This is a genomic window from Kocuria sp. WN036, from assembly GCF_002287015.1.
In the GTDB taxonomy this organism is placed as follows: domain Bacteria; phylum Actinomycetota; class Actinomycetes; order Actinomycetales; family Micrococcaceae; genus Kocuria; species Kocuria rosea.
In genome coordinates this window covers 25,652-40,728 of record NZ_NSKF01000029.1, presented here as the reverse complement: position 1 = coordinate 40,728, position 15,077 = coordinate 25,652, and the positions used below count along the sequence as shown (strand labels likewise).

At 73.5% G+C, this 15,077-nt stretch carries 18 protein-coding genes; 9 read left to right on the top strand and 9 right to left on the bottom strand.

From position 1 onward, the window contains the following. A partial coding sequence (locus CK505_RS15315; RefSeq protein WP_369680092.1) for an O-methyltransferase occupies positions 1–255 on the top strand: 255 nt, incomplete at its 5' end. Positions 256–308: 53 nt separating this feature from the next. Here CK505_RS15315 and CK505_RS15310 read toward each other — a convergent pair. From CK505_RS15310 to CK505_RS15300, 3 genes are all read right to left on the bottom strand, one after another. Beyond that, positions 309–476: a DUF3117 domain-containing protein gene (locus CK505_RS15310; RefSeq protein WP_017833415.1), complete on the bottom strand. Its 168-nt coding sequence runs from the start codon at positions 474–476 to the stop codon at positions 309–311. 122 nt (positions 477–598) lie between these two features. Beyond that, on the bottom strand, positions 599–1,822 hold the full coding sequence (locus tag CK505_RS15305) for a hypothetical protein (protein ID WP_095651619.1): 1,224 nt from the start codon (positions 1,820–1,822) through the stop codon (positions 599–601). Continuing rightward, positions 1,819–2,127 carry a DivIVA domain-containing protein gene (locus tag CK505_RS15300; protein WP_035927412.1) on the bottom strand — a complete coding sequence of 103 codons (309 nt, stop codon included), beginning with the start codon at positions 2,125–2,127 and terminating at the stop codon, positions 1,819–1,821. Before CK505_RS15300 ends, CK505_RS15305 begins: the two co-directional genes overlap by 4 nt. A 188-nt stretch (positions 2,128–2,315) precedes the next feature. On the opposite strand from CK505_RS15300, the gene CK505_RS15295 reads away from it, so the two are divergent. The 4 genes from CK505_RS15295 (at position 2,316) to CK505_RS15280 (ending at position 5,645) form a co-directional block, all read left to right on the top strand. Then, the gene (locus tag CK505_RS15295; protein ID WP_031282997.1) at positions 2,316–3,044 is read left to right on the top strand and encodes an amino acid ABC transporter ATP-binding protein; all 729 of its coding nucleotides are present in this window, start codon (positions 2,316–2,318) and stop codon (positions 3,042–3,044) included. A gap of 53 nt (positions 3,045–3,097) precedes the next feature. Further along, the gene (locus CK505_RS15290; protein ID WP_017833411.1) at positions 3,098–3,952 is read left to right on the top strand and encodes a glutamate ABC transporter substrate-binding protein; all 855 of its coding nucleotides are present in this window, start codon (positions 3,098–3,100) and stop codon (positions 3,950–3,952) included. A 134-nt stretch (positions 3,953–4,086) separates the two neighbouring features. Then, complete coding sequence (locus CK505_RS15285; protein ID WP_017833410.1) at positions 4,087–4,773, top strand: amino acid ABC transporter permease; 687 nt, start codon at positions 4,087–4,089, stop codon at positions 4,771–4,773. After that, a complete protein-coding gene (locus CK505_RS15280) occupies positions 4,773–5,645 on the top strand; it encodes an amino acid ABC transporter permease (RefSeq protein ID WP_017833409.1) in 873 nt (290 codons plus the stop codon). Before CK505_RS15285 ends, CK505_RS15280 begins: the two co-directional genes overlap by 1 nt. 6 nt (positions 5,646–5,651) lie before the next feature. Here the strand turns inward: CK505_RS15280 and dapE are convergent, their stop codons facing one another. Continuing rightward, positions 5,652–6,761: a succinyl-diaminopimelate desuccinylase gene (dapE, locus tag CK505_RS15275; RefSeq protein WP_095651618.1), complete on the bottom strand. Its 1,110-nt coding sequence runs from the start codon at positions 6,759–6,761 to the stop codon at positions 5,652–5,654. Between the two features lie 51 nt (positions 6,762–6,812). On the opposite strand from dapE, the gene dapD reads away from it, so the two are divergent. From dapD to galE, 3 genes are all read left to right on the top strand, one after another. Next, positions 6,813–7,778: a 2,3,4,5-tetrahydropyridine-2,6-dicarboxylate N-succinyltransferase gene (dapD, locus tag CK505_RS15270; RefSeq protein WP_031282996.1), complete on the top strand. Its 966-nt coding sequence runs from the start codon at positions 6,813–6,815 to the stop codon at positions 7,776–7,778. Between the two features lie 134 nt (positions 7,779–7,912). Beyond that, positions 7,913–8,836: a hypothetical protein gene (locus CK505_RS15265; RefSeq protein ID WP_017833406.1), complete on the top strand. Its 924-nt coding sequence runs from the start codon at positions 7,913–7,915 to the stop codon at positions 8,834–8,836. 35 nt (positions 8,837–8,871) lie between these two features. Continuing rightward, the gene (galE, locus tag CK505_RS15260) at positions 8,872–9,894 is read left to right on the top strand and encodes a UDP-glucose 4-epimerase GalE (RefSeq protein ID WP_095651617.1); all 1,023 of its coding nucleotides are present in this window, start codon (positions 8,872–8,874) and stop codon (positions 9,892–9,894) included. A 20-nt stretch (positions 9,895–9,914) separates the two neighbouring features. Here the strand turns inward: galE and CK505_RS15255 are convergent, their stop codons facing one another. The 4 genes from CK505_RS15255 to fdxA form a co-directional block, all read right to left on the bottom strand. Continuing rightward, on the bottom strand, positions 9,915–10,280 hold the full coding sequence (locus CK505_RS15255; RefSeq protein ID WP_095651616.1) for a hypothetical protein: 366 nt from the start codon (positions 10,278–10,280) through the stop codon (positions 9,915–9,917). A 100-nt stretch (positions 10,281–10,380) separates the two neighbouring features. Further along, positions 10,381–11,679 carry a citrate synthase gene (locus tag CK505_RS15250; protein WP_017833403.1) on the bottom strand — a complete coding sequence of 433 codons (1,299 nt, stop codon included), beginning with the start codon at positions 11,677–11,679 and terminating at the stop codon, positions 10,381–10,383. 164 nt (positions 11,680–11,843) lie between these two features. Beyond that, positions 11,844–12,989, bottom strand: a complete 1,146-nt coding sequence (gene dapC / locus CK505_RS15245; protein ID WP_017833402.1) for a succinyldiaminopimelate transaminase — start codon at positions 12,987–12,989, stop codon at positions 11,844–11,846. After that, positions 12,986–13,318, bottom strand: a complete 333-nt coding sequence (gene fdxA, locus CK505_RS18700; protein WP_017833401.1) for a ferredoxin — start codon at positions 13,316–13,318, stop codon at positions 12,986–12,988. Before fdxA ends, dapC begins: the two co-directional genes overlap by 4 nt. Positions 13,319–13,389: 71 nt before the next feature. Between fdxA and CK505_RS15235 the strand changes: the two genes are divergently transcribed. Continuing rightward, entirely contained in the window at positions 13,390–13,680 is a 291-nt protein-coding gene (locus tag CK505_RS15235) for a hypothetical protein (RefSeq protein ID WP_229588650.1), read from the top strand. Between the two features lie 35 nt (positions 13,681–13,715). Here the strand turns inward: CK505_RS15235 and CK505_RS15230 are convergent, their stop codons facing one another. Next, positions 13,716–15,071 (bottom strand): PIG-L family deacetylase, encoded by a 1,356-nt coding sequence (locus tag CK505_RS15230; RefSeq protein WP_255250975.1) that lies wholly within the window; start codon positions 15,069–15,071, stop codon positions 13,716–13,718. Positions 15,072–15,077: the final 6 nt, after the last annotated feature.

The following is a 15,077-nucleotide window of genomic DNA, read 5'->3' as shown; positions in this document are numbered from 1 at the left end:
TACGACCTCGTGTTCCTCGACGCCGACCCCGAGGGGACCCTCGACTACGCCGAGGAGGCCGTCCGGCTGCTGCGCCCGGGCGGGATGCTCGTGGTCAACGACGCCCTGTCCCAGGACAAGGTGGCGCAGCCGGCCAACCGCGAGGAGAACACCCGGACGATGCGGGCCGTGCACCGGCTGTTCCGGGAGGACGAGCGCTTCAGCACCGCCCTGTTGACGACCGGCTCCGGGCTGCTGCTGGCCGTCCGCCGCTGACCGGACGGGTCCGGACGGCGGGGGGCCCGGCACCACGCCGTCCGCGCCGGTGGTCACTCGGTGACGCCGGCCAGGCACTCCTTGAGCTCCGCGGCCTCGGCCGGCTTCAGCTCGACCACCAGCCGTCCGCCGCCCTCGAGCGGCACCCGCATGATCAGGCTCCGCCCCTCCTTGGTGACCTCCATCGGTCCGTCACCGGTTCTCGGCTTCATGGCCGCCATGTGGGAACTCCTCTTCCTCGATTGGTGTGGCTCCCATCCTATCCGAGCCGCAACCGTGGACCCGGACCACCCCGGCGCCCGGGGGTCCGCGTCGGCGTGCCCGGCGCGGGGTGCGGACGGGATCAGGGCGGGTAGTCCCCGCCCCCGGGCAGCTGCTTCCAGTGCCACAGCCAGCCGACCCAGACGAGCTGGAGCAGCGCGCCGAACACCACGCAGGCCACCCGGTAGGCGCGCGAGTCCGAGACCGCGGCCAGCGGCAGGGCGAGGGGGAACAGAGGCAGCAGCAGCCGGAAGGTGCTGCTCTGGGGGTGCAGGAAGAGGAGCAGGTACACGGCGTAGCTCGCCAGCCACACACGCGTGAGCAGGTCCAGCCGCTCCCGCACCACGCGGGTGCCCAGCAGCACCGTCCCGCCCGCGACCAGCAGCACGGGCGCGGCGAGCCCGAGCACGGGGCCGAACAGCCCGGCGGCGGCGTCGAACCAGGGCACCACCGGCTCCAGCCCTCCCCCGCCCCGCCACGCCGTCTCGGTGTCGGTGTACGCGGTCGGCTCGCCCGTGACGGTCCACGCGATCGCCGGCCAGGCGAGGGCCGCGCCGCACGCCAGGACCGCGAGGCCGAACAGCCCGTCGACGGCTTCCGCCGCGCGGCGCAGCTCCCCGGCCCGGTGCCGGCGCACGGAGCGCACGAGCCACGTGATCCCCAGGGCCGCCGCGAAGGGGACCCCCGCCGGGCGCGTCAGGCACATCAGGAGCACCACGGGGGCGGCCGCCAGGTAGTTCCCCCGGGCCACCAGCAGCAGGGCGCCCGCGAGCAGCAGCAGGTGCAGCGACTCGGCGTAGGGGACCTGCAGCACCGGGGCGACCGGGCTGAACGCGACGAACGCGACACCCCACAGGGCGGTGGCCGGAGGGGCGAGCCGGAGGAACAGCCGGTGGACGAGCAGGACGGCGCCCAGGCTCGCGGCCAGGGACACGGCCGACGCGGCCGCGTCCCACCCCGCGCCGGTGACCGTCGAGACCGCCCGCACGACCATCGGGAAGACCGGGTAGAACGCCCAGGCGTTCTCCTGCACCTGCCCGGCCGCGTCCCGGGGCAGGGACGCGGGATAGCCCTCCCGGGCGATGCGCTCGTACCAGTCCGAGTCCCAGGTCCCGGTGAACTCGAGGTAGCCCAGGGCGCCGTCCCCCCACGGACCGGGGCCCTGCTGCCGGCCCACCGTGGTGAACACGGCCCAGGCCCAGAGCCGGGAGGCCGCCCAGACCAGCAGGGCCTGTGCCCACCAGGGAGCCCGGGTCCACCGGAGGGCCACGGCCGTCCGGAGGGCCACGGCCGTCCGGCCGCTCACGCCCCCGGCACCGGGCGGGACGGCGGGTCCTCCGGCGGCGGCAGCCGGTCCGCGAGGTGGGCCAGCACGGCGTGGACCTCCGCGGGGTCGTAGCCGCGGCGCCGGACGGAGAACGCGATCCGCTCCACGTCCTCCGCCGTCGGGTGCTCGGGCAGCACGAGCGGCGCCCCGGGGGCGCGCGCCACGGCGATCCCGTCCCGGGCGGGCACGACCCGCTCGGCGAGGCGGTCGCGGCCGAGGACCACGACGCCCACGACCGTGAGCAGCAGCACGAGCCCGGACAGCACCACGAGGATCTCGGTCATGCCCTCCAGGCTATGCGCCGCCGGGCGGGACGGGGCGCCGCAACATTTCTACGGACGGGTAAGCAATTAACACGATTGCAACGTGTTCGGCATCACACGGAACGAATCTGGGATATCTTTCCGGTATGTCACACGCCACTCCGCCGGCCGCCGCTCCGGCCTCCTCCACCGCGGGGACGGCCGAGGCCCTGGTCCGCATGACGCACGTCAACAAGCACTTCGGGGACCTGCACGTGCTCCGGGACATCAACCTGGAGGTGAAGCGCGGCGAGGTGGTGGTCGTGATCGGCCCCTCCGGCTCCGGCAAGTCCACCCTGTGCCGGGCCATCAACCGGCTCGAGAGCATCGACGACGGCGAGATCCTGATCGACGGGAAGCGGCTGCCCGAGGAGGGCAAGGCCCTCGCGAAGCTGCGCGCCGACGTCGGCATGGTCTTCCAGTCCTTCAACCTCTTCGCCCACAAGTCGGTCCTGCAGAACGTGACCCTGGGGCCCGTCAAGGTGCGGGGCAGGTCGGCGGCCGAGGCGAAGAAGCAGGCCATGGAGCTGCTGACCCGGGTGGGGGTCGACAACCAGGCCGAGAAGCTGCCCGCGCAGCTCTCCGGCGGCCAGCAGCAGCGCGTCGCCATCGCCCGCGCCCTGGCCATGGAGCCGAAGGTGATGCTCTTCGACGAGCCCACCTCCGCGCTGGACCCCGAGATGATCAACGAGGTCCTCGACACCATGGTCGCCCTCGCGAAGCAGGGCATGACGATGATCGTGGTCACCCACGAGATGGGCTTCGCCCGCAAGGCCGCCGACCGCGTGGTGTTCATGGCCGACGGCATGATCGTCGAGGAGAACACCCCCGAGGAGTTCTTCACGAACCCCCGCTCCGAGCGCGCCCAGGACTTCCTCGGCAAGATCCTCGGCCACTGACCGTCCCCCGACCCTCCGACCCACGCCACCACCTCCACAGCAAGGAGCACACCATGCGCAGCAGCAAGCCCCTCGGACTGGCCGCGATGGCCGCGGCCGCGGCCCTGACCCTCACCGCGTGCGGAGGTGGCGACGACGGCGGGTCCGGTGCAGGCGGCGAGGGCGGCGGCTCGGGCGAGTCCGTGCGGATCGGCATCAAGTTCGACCAGCCCGGCCTCGGCTACCGCGACGGCAGCGAGTACACCGGCTTCGACGTCGACGTCGCGAAGTACGTCGCCACCGAGCTCGGCTACTCCGAGGACCAGATAGAGTGGGTCGAGTCCCCCTCCGCCAACCGCGAGAACATGCTCTCCAACGACCAGGTGGACATGATCTTCGCGACCTACTCGATCACCGAGGAGCGCGACCAGACCGTGGACTTCGCCGGCCCCTACTTCGTGGCCGGCCAGGACCTGCTGGTGCGCACCGACGACTCCTCGATCGCCGGCCCCGACGACCTCGAGGGCAAGAACCTGTGCTCGGTGACCGGATCGACCTCCGCGCAGAAGGTCAAGGACGACCAGCCCGGCGCCAACCTCGTCGAGCAGCCCGGCTACGCCGACTGCCTCACGGCGCTCGAGTCCGGCCAGGTGGACGCCGTGACCACCGACGACATCATCCTCGCCGGCCTCGCCTCGACCGACGCCAACCAGGGCAAGTTCAAGGTGGTCGGCAACACCTTCTCCGAGGAGCGCTACGGCGTGGGCCTGCCGGACGGCTCCGACCAGTGCGAGGCCGTCAACGAGGCCATCACCAAGATGATCGACGAGGGCGCCTGGGAGGAGGCCGTCACGGCCAACACCGAGGGCGCCGACTACACCTACAACGCCGAGCTCAACCCGCCGGAGCCCGAGCCCTGCGGCGAGTGACCCCGGACGCGTGAGCACCCCGTGGCCGGCCGGCGACCGGCCGGCCACGGGACCGCGACCGCGCAGCACGCCGACCGATCCGCGACGAAGGGGCCTTCCGTGACCCAGGACCTGCCCGATCCCCGGGAGCTCCCGTGAACGACTATCTGACCGACTTCGCCAGTCTGTTCGCCCAGTACGACGTGCCGGGCGCGTTCTGGGTCAACCTGCAGCTGACCTTCTGGGCCGCGATCGGCTCGGCGGTCCTCGGCGCCCTGATCGCCCTGATGCGCATCTCCCCCATCGCGTCCCTGCGGCTGCTCGGCACCACGTACGTGAACCTGTTCCGCAACACGCCGCTGACGATCATCCTCGTGTTCCTGGTCCTGGGCGTGTGGAGCCAGCTCGGCATCAACCTCTCCTCGGACTTCAACCGGAACTTCTTCCTCTACGCCGTGATCGGCCTGAGCCTCTACCACGCGGCCTTCGTCTGCGAGGCCATCCGCTCCGGCGTCAACACGGTGCCGGCCGGGCAGGCCGAGGCGGCCCGGGCCATCGGGCTGAGCTTCCTGCCCGCGGCCCGGCTGATCGTCTTCCCGCAGGCGCTGCGCGGGGCGATCACCCCGCTCGGCAACACCCTGATCGCCCTGACGAAGAACACGACGGTGGCCGCGGCCGCGTCGGTCACCGAGATCTCCTCCCTCATGAAGACCATGATCGAGTTCCGCCCGGACGTGATCATCGCGATCTTCCTGGTGGTGGCGCTCGGCTTCGTCCTGATCGTCGTCCCGGTGGGCCTGCTGACCACCTGGGCCTCCCGGAAGCTGGCGGTGAAGCGCTGATGGCCAAGACCCAGAACGTCCTCTTCGACGTGCAGGGGCCGCGTGCCCGCCGGCTCACGCTGCTCTTCAACGTGGCGGGAGTCCTGCTGATCGCCGCGCTCGCCTGGGTGGTCCTCGGCGCGCTCGCCGAGCAGGGCCAGCTGGACGCCGACCGGTGGACCCCGCTGCTCACCGCCCGGGCCTGGGAGAACTTCCTGCTCCCGGGGCTGTGGGAGACCCTGCGGGCCGCGCTGCTGGCGGTGGCCCTCTCGATCGCCTTCGGCCTGGTCTTCGGTCTCGGCCGGCTCTCCCAGCTGGCCCCGGTGCGCTTCGTCTGCACCGTGGTGGTCGAGTTCTTCCGGGCCGTGCCCGTGCTGGTGATGATGATCTTCTTCTACCTGGGCATCGGCCGCGCCGGCCTGGTCGAGCCCGCCAACGTGCCGTTCTGGGCCGTGGTGCTGGGCCTGATGTTCTACAACGGGTCGGTCATCGCCGAGCTCATCCGCTCCGGCGTGCACCAGCTGCCCAAGGGCCAGCGCGAGGCGGGCCTGGTCATCGGGCTCACGCCCTCCCGGTCCCTGCGGATGATCGAGCTCCCCCAGGCCCTCACCGCGATGCTGCCCTCGATGGTCAGCCAGTTCGTGGTGATCCTCAAGGACACCGCGCTGGGCTACATCATCACCTACCCGGAGCTGCTCGCGAGCGCTCGGCGCCTGGGCTCCGGGGACGGCAACATCCTGCAGACGCTGTTCGTGGTGGCGCTGGTCTTCGTGCTCATCAACTACCTGCTGACCCTGCTGGCCGCGTGGCTGTCGCGGTTCCTCAGCTTCCGCACCGCGGGCCGGACCAAGCCGGCCGAGGGGCCCATGGCCGCCGAGGAGACGACCGTCTGACGCCGCTCAGGCCGTGAGCCACGCGGCCAGGGCCCGGCAGCACTCCCGGACCGCGTCGGCACTCACGTGCTCGTCGTCCGTGTGGGCCAGCAGGGCGTCGCCGGGGCCGAAGTTCACGGCGGGCACGCCCATCTGCGAGAAGCGGGCCACGTCCGTCCAGCCGTACTTGGGCTTGGGCTCCTGGCCCACCGCGGCCACGAACGCGGCGGCCGCGGGACGGTCCAGGCCGGGGCGCGCCGCCGGGGAGAGGTCCGTGAGCTCGATCTCGTAGCCGGCGAACACCTCCCGCACGTGCGCCACGGCGTCCTCGGAGCTCTTGTCCGGGGCGAAGCGGTAGTTGATCTCCACGTGGGCGGTGTCCGGGACCACGTTGCCGGCCACGCCGCCGCCGATCCGGATCGCGTTGAGCCCCTCGCGGTACTCGAGCCCCTCCACCGCCACGGTCCGCGGCTCGTAGGCCGCCAGACGGGCGAGGACGTCGGCCTGCTTGTGGATCGCGTTCTCCCCGATCCAGGACCGCCCCGAGTGGGCGGCACGGCCGGTGGTGGTGATGCGGAAGCGCATCGTGCCGTTGCACCCGCCCTCCACGGTCCCGTCGGTGGGCTCGAGCAGCACCGCGAAGTCCGCCTCGAGCAGCTCGGGGGCGTGGCGCTGGAGCCGGCCCAGCCCGCTCGCGTCGGCGTCGACCTCCTCGTGGTCGTAGAAGACGTAGGTGATGTCCCGGTTCGGCGCCGTCAGGGCCGCGGCCAGGACGAGCTGGACGGCCACGCCGCCCTTCATGTCGGTGGCACCCCGGCCGTAGAGCACCCGGTCGCCGTCGGCCCGCGTCCACGTGGCGGGCACGGTCCCCCGGGCGCCGGGCGTGGTCGGCAGGGGCACGGTGTCGAGGTGGCCGGCGAGCACCACCCGCTCGGCGCGGCCGAGGTCGGTGCGCGCCACCACGGCGTCCCCGTCCCGGTGCACGGTGAGGTGCGGGAGCCGGCGCAGCGCGGCCTCGACGGCGTCGGCCAGGGGGCCCTCCGAGCCCGAGACGGACGCGATGTCGATGAGGGCGGCCGTCAGGTCGGCGGGGTCCGCGGCGAGGTCCAGCTCCGGTGCGATCATGGCTGCCAGCATAACGGGGAGGCCGCAGCCGCCCGTCGGCCCCGTCCCGGCGTCCCCCGTAGGATGGAGGCCATGACTTCTTCCACCTCTCGTCCCGCCTCCGGACTCGGCCTGGCCACCGTCGTGGCCTCGGGCCCCAAGGAGGGCACCGTCCTCGACGTCTGGTACCCCGCCCCGTCCCTCTCCGACGCGGTCGACACCTCCCTCGACGCGGACCTGCGGCTCGCGGCCACCGCCGACCCCGACCGCAACGTCCGCAGCGAGATCGTCGAGACCTCGATCGACCTCGACGCCGCGCCCGCCGACGCCGCGGACGCCTACCTGCGCCTGCACCTGCTCTCCCACCGCCTCGTGCGGCCCAACACCCTGAACCTCGACGGCGTGTTCGGCCTGCTCGCCAACGTCGCCTGGACGGACCGCGGGCCCGTGCTCGCCGAGGAGCTGACCTTCGCGCTGCTCCGGATGAAGGCCTCCGGCGGGCACGTGACCGTGCACAGCGTGGACAAGTTCCCGCGGATGGTGGACTACGTGGTCCCCGCGGGCGTGCGGATCGGCGACGCCAGCCGGATCCGGCTCGGCGCCCACCTCGCCGAGGGCACCACGGTGATGCACGAGGGCTTCGTCAACTTCAACGCCGGCACCCTGGGCCAGTCCATGGTCGAGGGCAGGATCAGCGCCGGCGTGGTCGTGGGCGACGCCACGGACGTGGGCGGCGGCGCCTCCATCATGGGCACCCTCTCCGGCGGCGGCAAGGAGCGGATCACCGTGGGCGAGCGCGTGCTGCTCGGCGCCAACTCCGGTGTCGGCATCTCCCTCGGCGACGACTGCGTGGTCGAGGCCGGCCTCTACGTCACCGCCGGCACCCGGGTGAGCGTGCACTCCGACGGCGAGCGGTCCACGGCCAAGGCCTCGGAGCTCTCGGGCCTGTCCAACCTGCTGTTCCGCCGCAACTCCCTCACCGGCGCCGTCGAGGTGCTGCCCCGCGCCGGCGGGACCGTGGAGCTCAACGCGGCGCTGCACGCCAACTGAGCGCGTCGGGCCCCGCCCCGCCGCCCGACGCCGCGCAGGACGGGCCCGCCCCGCCCTGCGCGGCGTCGCCCGTCCACCCGTCCCTGCCCGCCCGTCGCCCCCCCGCCCGTCCTCCCGTCCGCCCAGGAGCGCCCGTGTCCTCCCCCGTCCCCGGCCGCCGCAGCAGGTCGCTGCGGCTGCCGCTGTTCGTGCTCCTGCTCGTCGGCGCCGTGCTCGCGGCGGGGGTCCTCGTGGCCGTGGAGCTGCGCGCGGGCCGGCCCTCTGCCGGGGAGCCCCGGTGCGTGGTCGCGAGCACGGACGGGGACGGGCAGCGGCAGCGGCACGCCCTGTCCGCGGAGCAGTCCGCCAACGCCGCCCTGATCACCGCGGAGTCCGTGGCGCGCGGCACCGACCCGTACGCGGCGGTCGTGGCCCTGGCGACCGCGATGCAGGAGTCGCAGCTGGTCAACATCGACTACGGGGACCGGGACTCCGTGGGGCTGTTCCAGCAGCGCCCCTCCCAGGGCTGGGGCACGGTCGAGCAGATCATGGACCCGGCCCACGCCACGGCCGCCTTCTACGACGGCCTCGCCGAGCTCGACTACCGGACGATGTCCGTCACCGACGCCGCGCAGGCGGTCCAGCGCTCCGGGCACCCCGAGGCGTACGCGCGGCACGAAGGCCTCGCCCGGGCCTTCGCCGGCAGCCTGACCGGCGCCACGGAGGGCTCGCTCAACTGCGTGCTCCACGACCCCGAGCACCCCGGGGACCCGCGCCGGGCGGCCGACGCCCTCCGCGACGCGTTCCGCACGGCGGTGCCCGCCCCGCGCACGGACGGCGACCGGGTGGTCGTGCCGGCGCCCGGGGAGCCGGCGGGCTGGGCCGCGGCGCACTGGGCGGTCGCGCAGGCGGACGCGCTGGGCGTCGCCGAGGTGTCCTTCGACGGGCGCAGCTGGGTCCGGGCGGACCAGCGCACCGCCCGCTTCGCGCCCGCCCCGGGGTGGGTGGACGCCGCCGAGGCGCACCCGGAGGGCGCTCCCCCGCCCGACGACGTCGTGGTGGTCCTCGCGAGCCGCTGACGGGACCGCCGCGGCCCGGCCGATACGCTGGGGCCATGAAGATTCTCGTCACCGGGGGAACCGGCTACATCGGCTCGCACACCGTCCTCGCCCTGCTGGGGGCCGGGCACGACGTCGTCGTGATGGACAACCTCGCGAACTCCTCGCGGACCTCGCTGGAGCGGGTCGAGGAGCTCGCGGGACGCGCCGTCGAGGCGTTCGCGGAGGTCGACCTCCTCGACCCCGCGGGACTCGACGCCCTGTTCGCGGAGCACCGCCCGGAGGCCGTGATCCACTTCGCCGGGCTCAAGGCCGTCGGCGAGTCGGCCGTGCTGCCCCTGTGGTACTACCGCACCAACGTGGCCGGCACCCTCAACCTGCTGGACGCCATGGGGGCCCACGGCTGCCGGTCCATCGTGTTCTCCTCCTCGGCCACGGTCTACGGCGCCCCCGAGGAGATGCCGCTGACCGAGAAGCAGCCCATGGACGCGCAGAACCCGTACGGGCGGACCAAGGAGCACATCGAGGACATGCTCGTGGACCTCGCCGCGTCGGACCCGTCCTGGAACGTCGCCCTGCTGCGCTACTTCAACCCGGTGGGCGCCCACGAGTCCGGGCGGATCGGCGAGGACCCCTCGGGCGTGCCGAACAACCTGCTGCCGTTCATCGCCCAGGTGGCCGTGGGCCGGCGCGAGAAGCTGAAGGTGTACGGCGCCGACTACCCGACCGCCGACGGGACGGGCGTGCGCGACTACATCCACGTGGTGGACCTCGCCGACGGGCACCTCAGGGCCCTGGACCACATCACCGAGCACGGCGGGGTGCGCACCTGGAACCTGGGCACGGGCAAGGGCTACTCGGTGCTCGAGGTGCACGCCGCCTTCGAGCGGGCCTCCGGGCGCAGCATCCCCTACGAGATCACGGACCGGCGGCCCGGCGACGCCGCGGTGTCCTACGCCGATCCGTCGACGGCCCTGGCCGAGCTGGGCTGGTCCGCCGACCGGGACCTCGACACGATGTGCCGGGACCACTGGAACTGGCAGCGGAGCAACCCCGAGGGCTACGCCGCGGGCGCCTGAGCGCCGGTCCGGCCCGGGGCTCACCAGCCCCGGGGCCGGACCACGTTCGGCGGGGCGTCGGCGAACAGGGCGGCCGCCCGCCGCTCGTCGTGGCCGGCGATGCCCGTGCCCACCCGGGTGAGCCAGAACGTCAGCTCGGGGTGCTCCCGGGCGAAGGCCACGAACGCGGCCGCCTCCCGCTCGAGCTCCGGGAGCCCGCTCATGCTGTCGATCGCGTACGAGCGCCCCTGCAGGCCGTGCCCCCGGCCCGGGACGGCGCCGAAGCGCTCGACGGCCGTGCGCGCCGCGCCCGCGAGGTGGGCGCCCCGGGCGTTGGAGCCGAAGACGAAGACGTCGTCCGGGCCGAGCTCGGTGATCCGGTCCGGGGTGTGCCGCTGCTCGCTCATGCGACCACGCTACCGGGGCGGGCGCCGGCGCGGAACGGCGGACGCCGGGCCCGCGCCCCGCGAAGGGGACGGGCCCGGCGTCCGCCGGTGCCGGGACTGCTCAGCGCTGCGGGTAGTGCCGCTCGCCCTCGCCCACGTAGAGCTGGCGCGGGCGGCCGATCTTGGTCTCCGGGTCCTCGATCATCTCCCGCCACTGGGCGATCCAGCCGGGCAGCCGGCCGATCGCGAAGAGGACGGTGAACATCTTCTCGGGGAAGCCCATCGCCTTGTAGATGAGGCCCGTGTAGAAGTCGACGTTCGGGTAGAGCTTGCGCTCCACGAAGTAGTCGTCGGCGAGGGCCTTCTCCTCGAGCCGCATGGCGATCTCGAGCTGCTGGTCGTTGCCGCCCAGCTTCTCGAGGATCTCGTGGGCGTAGTCCTTGACGATGCGGGCCCGGGGGTCGTAGTTCTTGTAGACCCGGTGGCCGAAGCCCATGAGCCGGGCGCCGGACTCCTTGTTCTTGACCTGCTCCATGAAGTCCTCGGGCGTCACGCCCTGCGTCTCGATCCGGTTGAGCATTGCGAGCACGGCCTCGTTCGCGCCGCCGTGCAGCGGGCCGTAGAGGGCGTTGATGCCCGCGGAGACCGAGGCGAACATGTTGGCGTGGGAGGAGCCCACGAGCCGGACGGTGGAGGTGGAGCAGTTCTGCTCGTGGTCCGCGTGCAGCATCAGCAGCACGTCCAGGGCCTTCGCCATGGCCGGGTCGATCTCGTAGTCCTCGGCGGGCACGCCGAAGCACATGCGCAGGAAGTTCTCCGTGTAGCTGAGGTCGTTCTGCGGGTAGAGCATCGGCTCGCCCTTGGACTTCTTGTAGGCGTAGGCGGCCAGGGTGGGCACCTTCGCGAGCAGCCGGATGGTGGAGATCTCCACCTGCTCCTGGTCGAACGGGTCGAGGGAGTCCCCGTAGAACGTGGACAGCGCCGAGACGGCCGAGGACAGCACGGGCATCGGGTGGGCGTTGCGCGGGAACCCGTTGAAGAAGCTCTTGAGGTCCTCGTGGACCATGGTGTGCCGGCGGATCCGGGTGTCGAAGTCCTCGAGCTCGGACGGCGAGGGCAGCTCGCCGTAGATGAGCAGGTAGGCGGTCTCGATGAAGCTGGAGTGCTGGGCGAGCTCCTCGATCGGGTAGCCCCGGTACCGGAGGATGCCGTTGTTGCCGTCGATGTAGGTGATGGCGGAGCGCGCGTTCGCCGTGTTCATGAACCCGGGGTCGAAGGCGACGTTGCCGGTCTCCTTGAGCATGTTCGTGATCGCGTAGCCGCGGTTGCCCTCGGTGGCGTCCTGGAGGGGCAGCTCGAGGGGGCTTCCGTTCCCGTAGTCGAGCCGGGCCGTCCCGGTCTTCTGTGCAGACTCAGTCATGTTCGTCCTCCGCGAGTGGATGTCGGTGTCCGGTGCCCGTGGTCGCCGCGCCGGGCGCCACCGTCGGCGCAGCACGGCCGTGTCCCGGGACACAGCGATCGTCAGGGTCCAACCTACCTGCTCCGTCCGCGCCGCGACCAATCCCGGCGGCGCCGGGGACCGTGTCAGGCGCGGCCGAGCCGCTCCACGGCGGCGTCGATGCGCTCGTCGGTGGCGGTCAGGGCGAGACGCACGTACCCCTCGCCGGCCGTGCCGTAGAACACCCCCGGGCCCACCACGACGCCCCGCTCCGCGAAGCGCTGCACCGTGGTCCAGGTGTCCTCCCCCGCCGTGCACCACAGGTAGAGCCCGGCCTCGGAGTGCTCGACCCGCAGCCCGAAGGCCTCGGCCGCGGGGACGAGCCGCTCGCGGCGGGACCGGTAGAGCGCCTTCTGGGCGGTGACGTGGGCGTCGTCGCCCAGGGCGGCCCGCATGGCCTCCTGGATCGGGGCGGGCACGATCATCCCGGCGTGCTTGCGGGAGTTGACGAGGCTCGCCATGAGCCGGGGGTCGCCGGCGAGGAACGCGGCCCGGTAGCCGGCGGCGTTGGACTGCTTCGACAGGGAGTACGCGGACAGCAGCAGGGAGTGGTCCCCGCCGCTGACCCGGGGGTCGAGCACCGACGGGACCGGGGCGCCGCCCTGCTGGACGTCCCAGGCGCCCCAGCCGAGCTCGGCGTAGCACTCGTCGGAGGCGACCACGGCCCCGAGGGCGCGGGCCTGGTCGACCACCCGCCGCAGCGACGCCGCGTCCCGGACGATGCCGGTGGGGTTGGCGGGCGAGTTCAGCCACACCATGCGCACGCGGGAGCGCACGTCGTCGTCGAGCTCGTCGAGGTCGTCCGCGGCCACGGCCTCGGCGCCCGCCAGCTGGGCCCCGATGTCGTAGGTCGGGTAGGCGACCGTGGGCCGCACGACGACGTCGCCGGGGCGCAGGCCGAGCAGCAGCGGCAGCCAGGCGACCAGCTCCTTGGAGCCGACCGTGGGCATGACCGCGGCGGGGTCCAGGCCGGTCACGCCGCGGCGCCGCGCGTACCAGGCGACGACGGCCTCGCGCAGGGCGGGGGTGCCGTGGGTGGTCGGGTAGCCGTGGGCGTCGGCGGCGGCGGCCAGCGCGTCCTGGACGACCAGGGGCGTGGGGTCCACGGGCGTGCCGATGGACAGGTCCACGACCCCACCGGGGTGCTCCGCGGCGACAGCCCGGTACGGGGCCATCGTGTCCCACGGGTAGTCGGGCAGGGCGAGGCCGAAGGAACGGTCCCCCTGCGTCACAGGGCGACGTCCTGGTTCTGCGGGGGCAGCGCCGCGATCATGGGGTGGTCCGTGTGCGTGTTGCCGAGCTTCGCGGCGCCACCGGGCGAGCCGAGGTCGTCGAAGAACTCGACGTTCGCCTTGTAGTAGTCGGCCCACTCCTCGGGGGTGTCGTCCTCGTAGTAGATGGCCTCGACGGGGCACACCGGTTCGCACGCACCGCAGTCCACGCACTCGTCGGGGTGGATGTAGAGCGAGCGCTCCCCCTCGTAGATGCAGTCGACGGGGCACTCCTCGACGCAGGCCTTGTCCTTCACGTCGACACAGGGCTGGGCGATGACGTAGGTCACGGCGGTTCGAACCTTTCTCCTGGGATTGCTCCGACCAGTCTAGCCACGGTGCCCTGGCTAGGATGACAGCCATGGAGCATCCGACATCCGGCTCAACATCGCCGTCCGGGACGTCATCTTCGGCGCTGGGCCTGCTCACCGGCCTGCCGGCTGGTACGCGCGTGAGCGTGCGCTACGCCCTGCCGGCCGACGACGCCTCCGGGCTGCCGCTCACCGACGCGCTGGGCGAGCTGCTGGCCGCCGACGAGGAGTCCGTCACGGTGCGGACCCGCCGGGGGGACGTGCTGATCGGCGCCGGCGGGATCCGGGCCGCCCGGGTGGTCCCGCCCGCGCCGCCGCGGCGCCGGCCCCGGGGGGCCTGAGCACCGGGCTCCGCCCAGGCGGGCGCCGGGGGGGCTCAGCCCGCGCCGGTCCTGCGCCGGCGGGCGCGCAGCCACCGGGCCGTGACGAGCACGGACAGCAGGGTCGTCGCGAAGACCAGCCCGAACCAGGCCAGCCCCAGGATCCCCACGGGCGTGCCGGGGTCCGTCACGACGATCACGGAACCGTCCCCGCCGTAGGCGAAGAGCCAGGAGACGAGGTAGCCGGTCAGCCCCGGCACGGCGGCGGCCCACACGCGGCGGGTCGCGGTGCCGACCCACAGGGACACGCTGAGCAGCAGGGCGGTCGCGAAGAGCAGCCCCCACGGGAGCCACCACCCGGCGGGCGCGTACCAGACGGCGCTGTGCAGCACCGTGGCCACGGACGCCGCCACGGCCCCGGCCGCGACGGACGTCACGAGGGCCGAGAGCACGGATGCCCGGGCGCGACCGGGCGTCTCCTCCTCCGCGGCGACCGCGTCCGGGTCCCCGGCGAGCAGCCGGTAGGTCTCGAGGGCGCTGAAGGGCTGCCACACCCCGTTCGAGAGGGCGAAGCGCGAGCCGTCCCCGGAGAGCACCAGCTGGGTGGCGTGGGCGGCCATGGCGGCCCGCTTGCGCCCGGCGGAGCCGTGCACCGCGGCCTGCGGCCGCGGGTCCTCGGACCGCGCCTCGCCCTCGACGGCCCACACGAGGGGGGTGCGCCAGGGGTCGACGGGCTCCCCGTCGGCGTCCGCGCCCGGACGGGCGGCCAGCTCGGCGCCGCGCACCGCGACGGCGGAGGTGCGGACGTGGTCGGGGTGGCCGTAGCCGCCGTCGTCGTCGTAGGTGACGAGCACGTGCGGGCGCACGGCCCGGACCGCCGCGGCGACGTGGGCGGCGGCCTCGTCGGCCGCGGCCGCGGTGAGGCTGTGCGGCGAGGAGTCCTCGGCGGGGGCGGCCCGCCCGTCCGGGCCCCAGGACATGCCGGAGTCGTGGTAGTGGCCCGTGCCGCCGGCGAAGCCCACGGCGGGGTCCAGGGCGGGGGGCTCCCCCGCGAAGAAGCGCTCGGCCACGCCCAGGCGGGCCGCGGCGGCGTCGAGCTCGCCGACCCGGTGGCGGCCCAGGGCCGTGCCGTCGTCGGTGCACCCCGGCCGGCCGACCTCGAGGGCGTGCAGCGGCTCGGGGATGACCTCGCCGCGCTCGCCGCGGGTCATGGTGAGCAGCACGACCCGTGCGCCGAGCTCCGCGTAGCGGCCCATGGTGGCGCCGGTGGCGATGGACTCGTCGTCGGGGTGGGCGTGCACGAACAGGAGCCGGGCGTCCTCCGGGCGCAGGCCCGGGGGCAGCAGCCCCGGCAGGGCGTCCTCGCGCACGAGGACGCCCTGCTCGGGGTAGTACGGGACGGGCTGGGTCACGGCCGG

What these genes read in the sequence shown, in the direction of transcription:
- CK505_RS15310 (WP_017833415.1), bottom strand. Translation starts at nt 476, where the DNA reads ATGGCGGCCATGAAGCCGAGAACCGGTGACGGACCGATGGAGGTCACC.
- CK505_RS15300 (WP_035927412.1), bottom strand. Translation starts at nt 2,127, where the DNA reads ATGACCGAGATCCTCGTGGTGCTGTCCGGGCTCGTGCTGCTGCTCACG.
- CK505_RS15290 (WP_017833411.1), top strand. Translation starts at nt 3,098, where the DNA reads ATGCGCAGCAGCAAGCCCCTCGGACTGGCCGCGATGGCCGCGGCCGCG.
- CK505_RS15280 (WP_017833409.1), top strand. Translation starts at nt 4,773, where the DNA reads ATGGCCAAGACCCAGAACGTCCTCTTCGACGTGCAGGGGCCGCGTGCC.
- dapE (WP_095651618.1), bottom strand. Translation starts at nt 6,761, where the DNA reads ATGCTGGCAGCCATGATCGCACCGGAGCTGGACCTCGCCGCGGACCCC.
- dapD (WP_031282996.1), top strand. Translation starts at nt 6,813, where the DNA reads ATGGAGGCCATGACTTCTTCCACCTCTCGTCCCGCCTCCGGACTCGGC.
- galE (WP_095651617.1), top strand. Translation starts at nt 8,872, where the DNA reads ATGAAGATTCTCGTCACCGGGGGAACCGGCTACATCGGCTCGCACACC.
- CK505_RS15255 (WP_095651616.1), bottom strand. Translation starts at nt 10,280, where the DNA reads ATGAGCGAGCAGCGGCACACCCCGGACCGGATCACCGAGCTCGGCCCG.
- CK505_RS15250 (WP_017833403.1), bottom strand. Translation starts at nt 11,679, where the DNA reads ATGACTGAGTCTGCACAGAAGACCGGGACGGCCCGGCTCGACTACGGG.
- CK505_RS15235 (WP_229588650.1), top strand. Translation starts at nt 13,390, where the DNA reads ATGGAGCATCCGACATCCGGCTCAACATCGCCGTCCGGGACGTCATCT.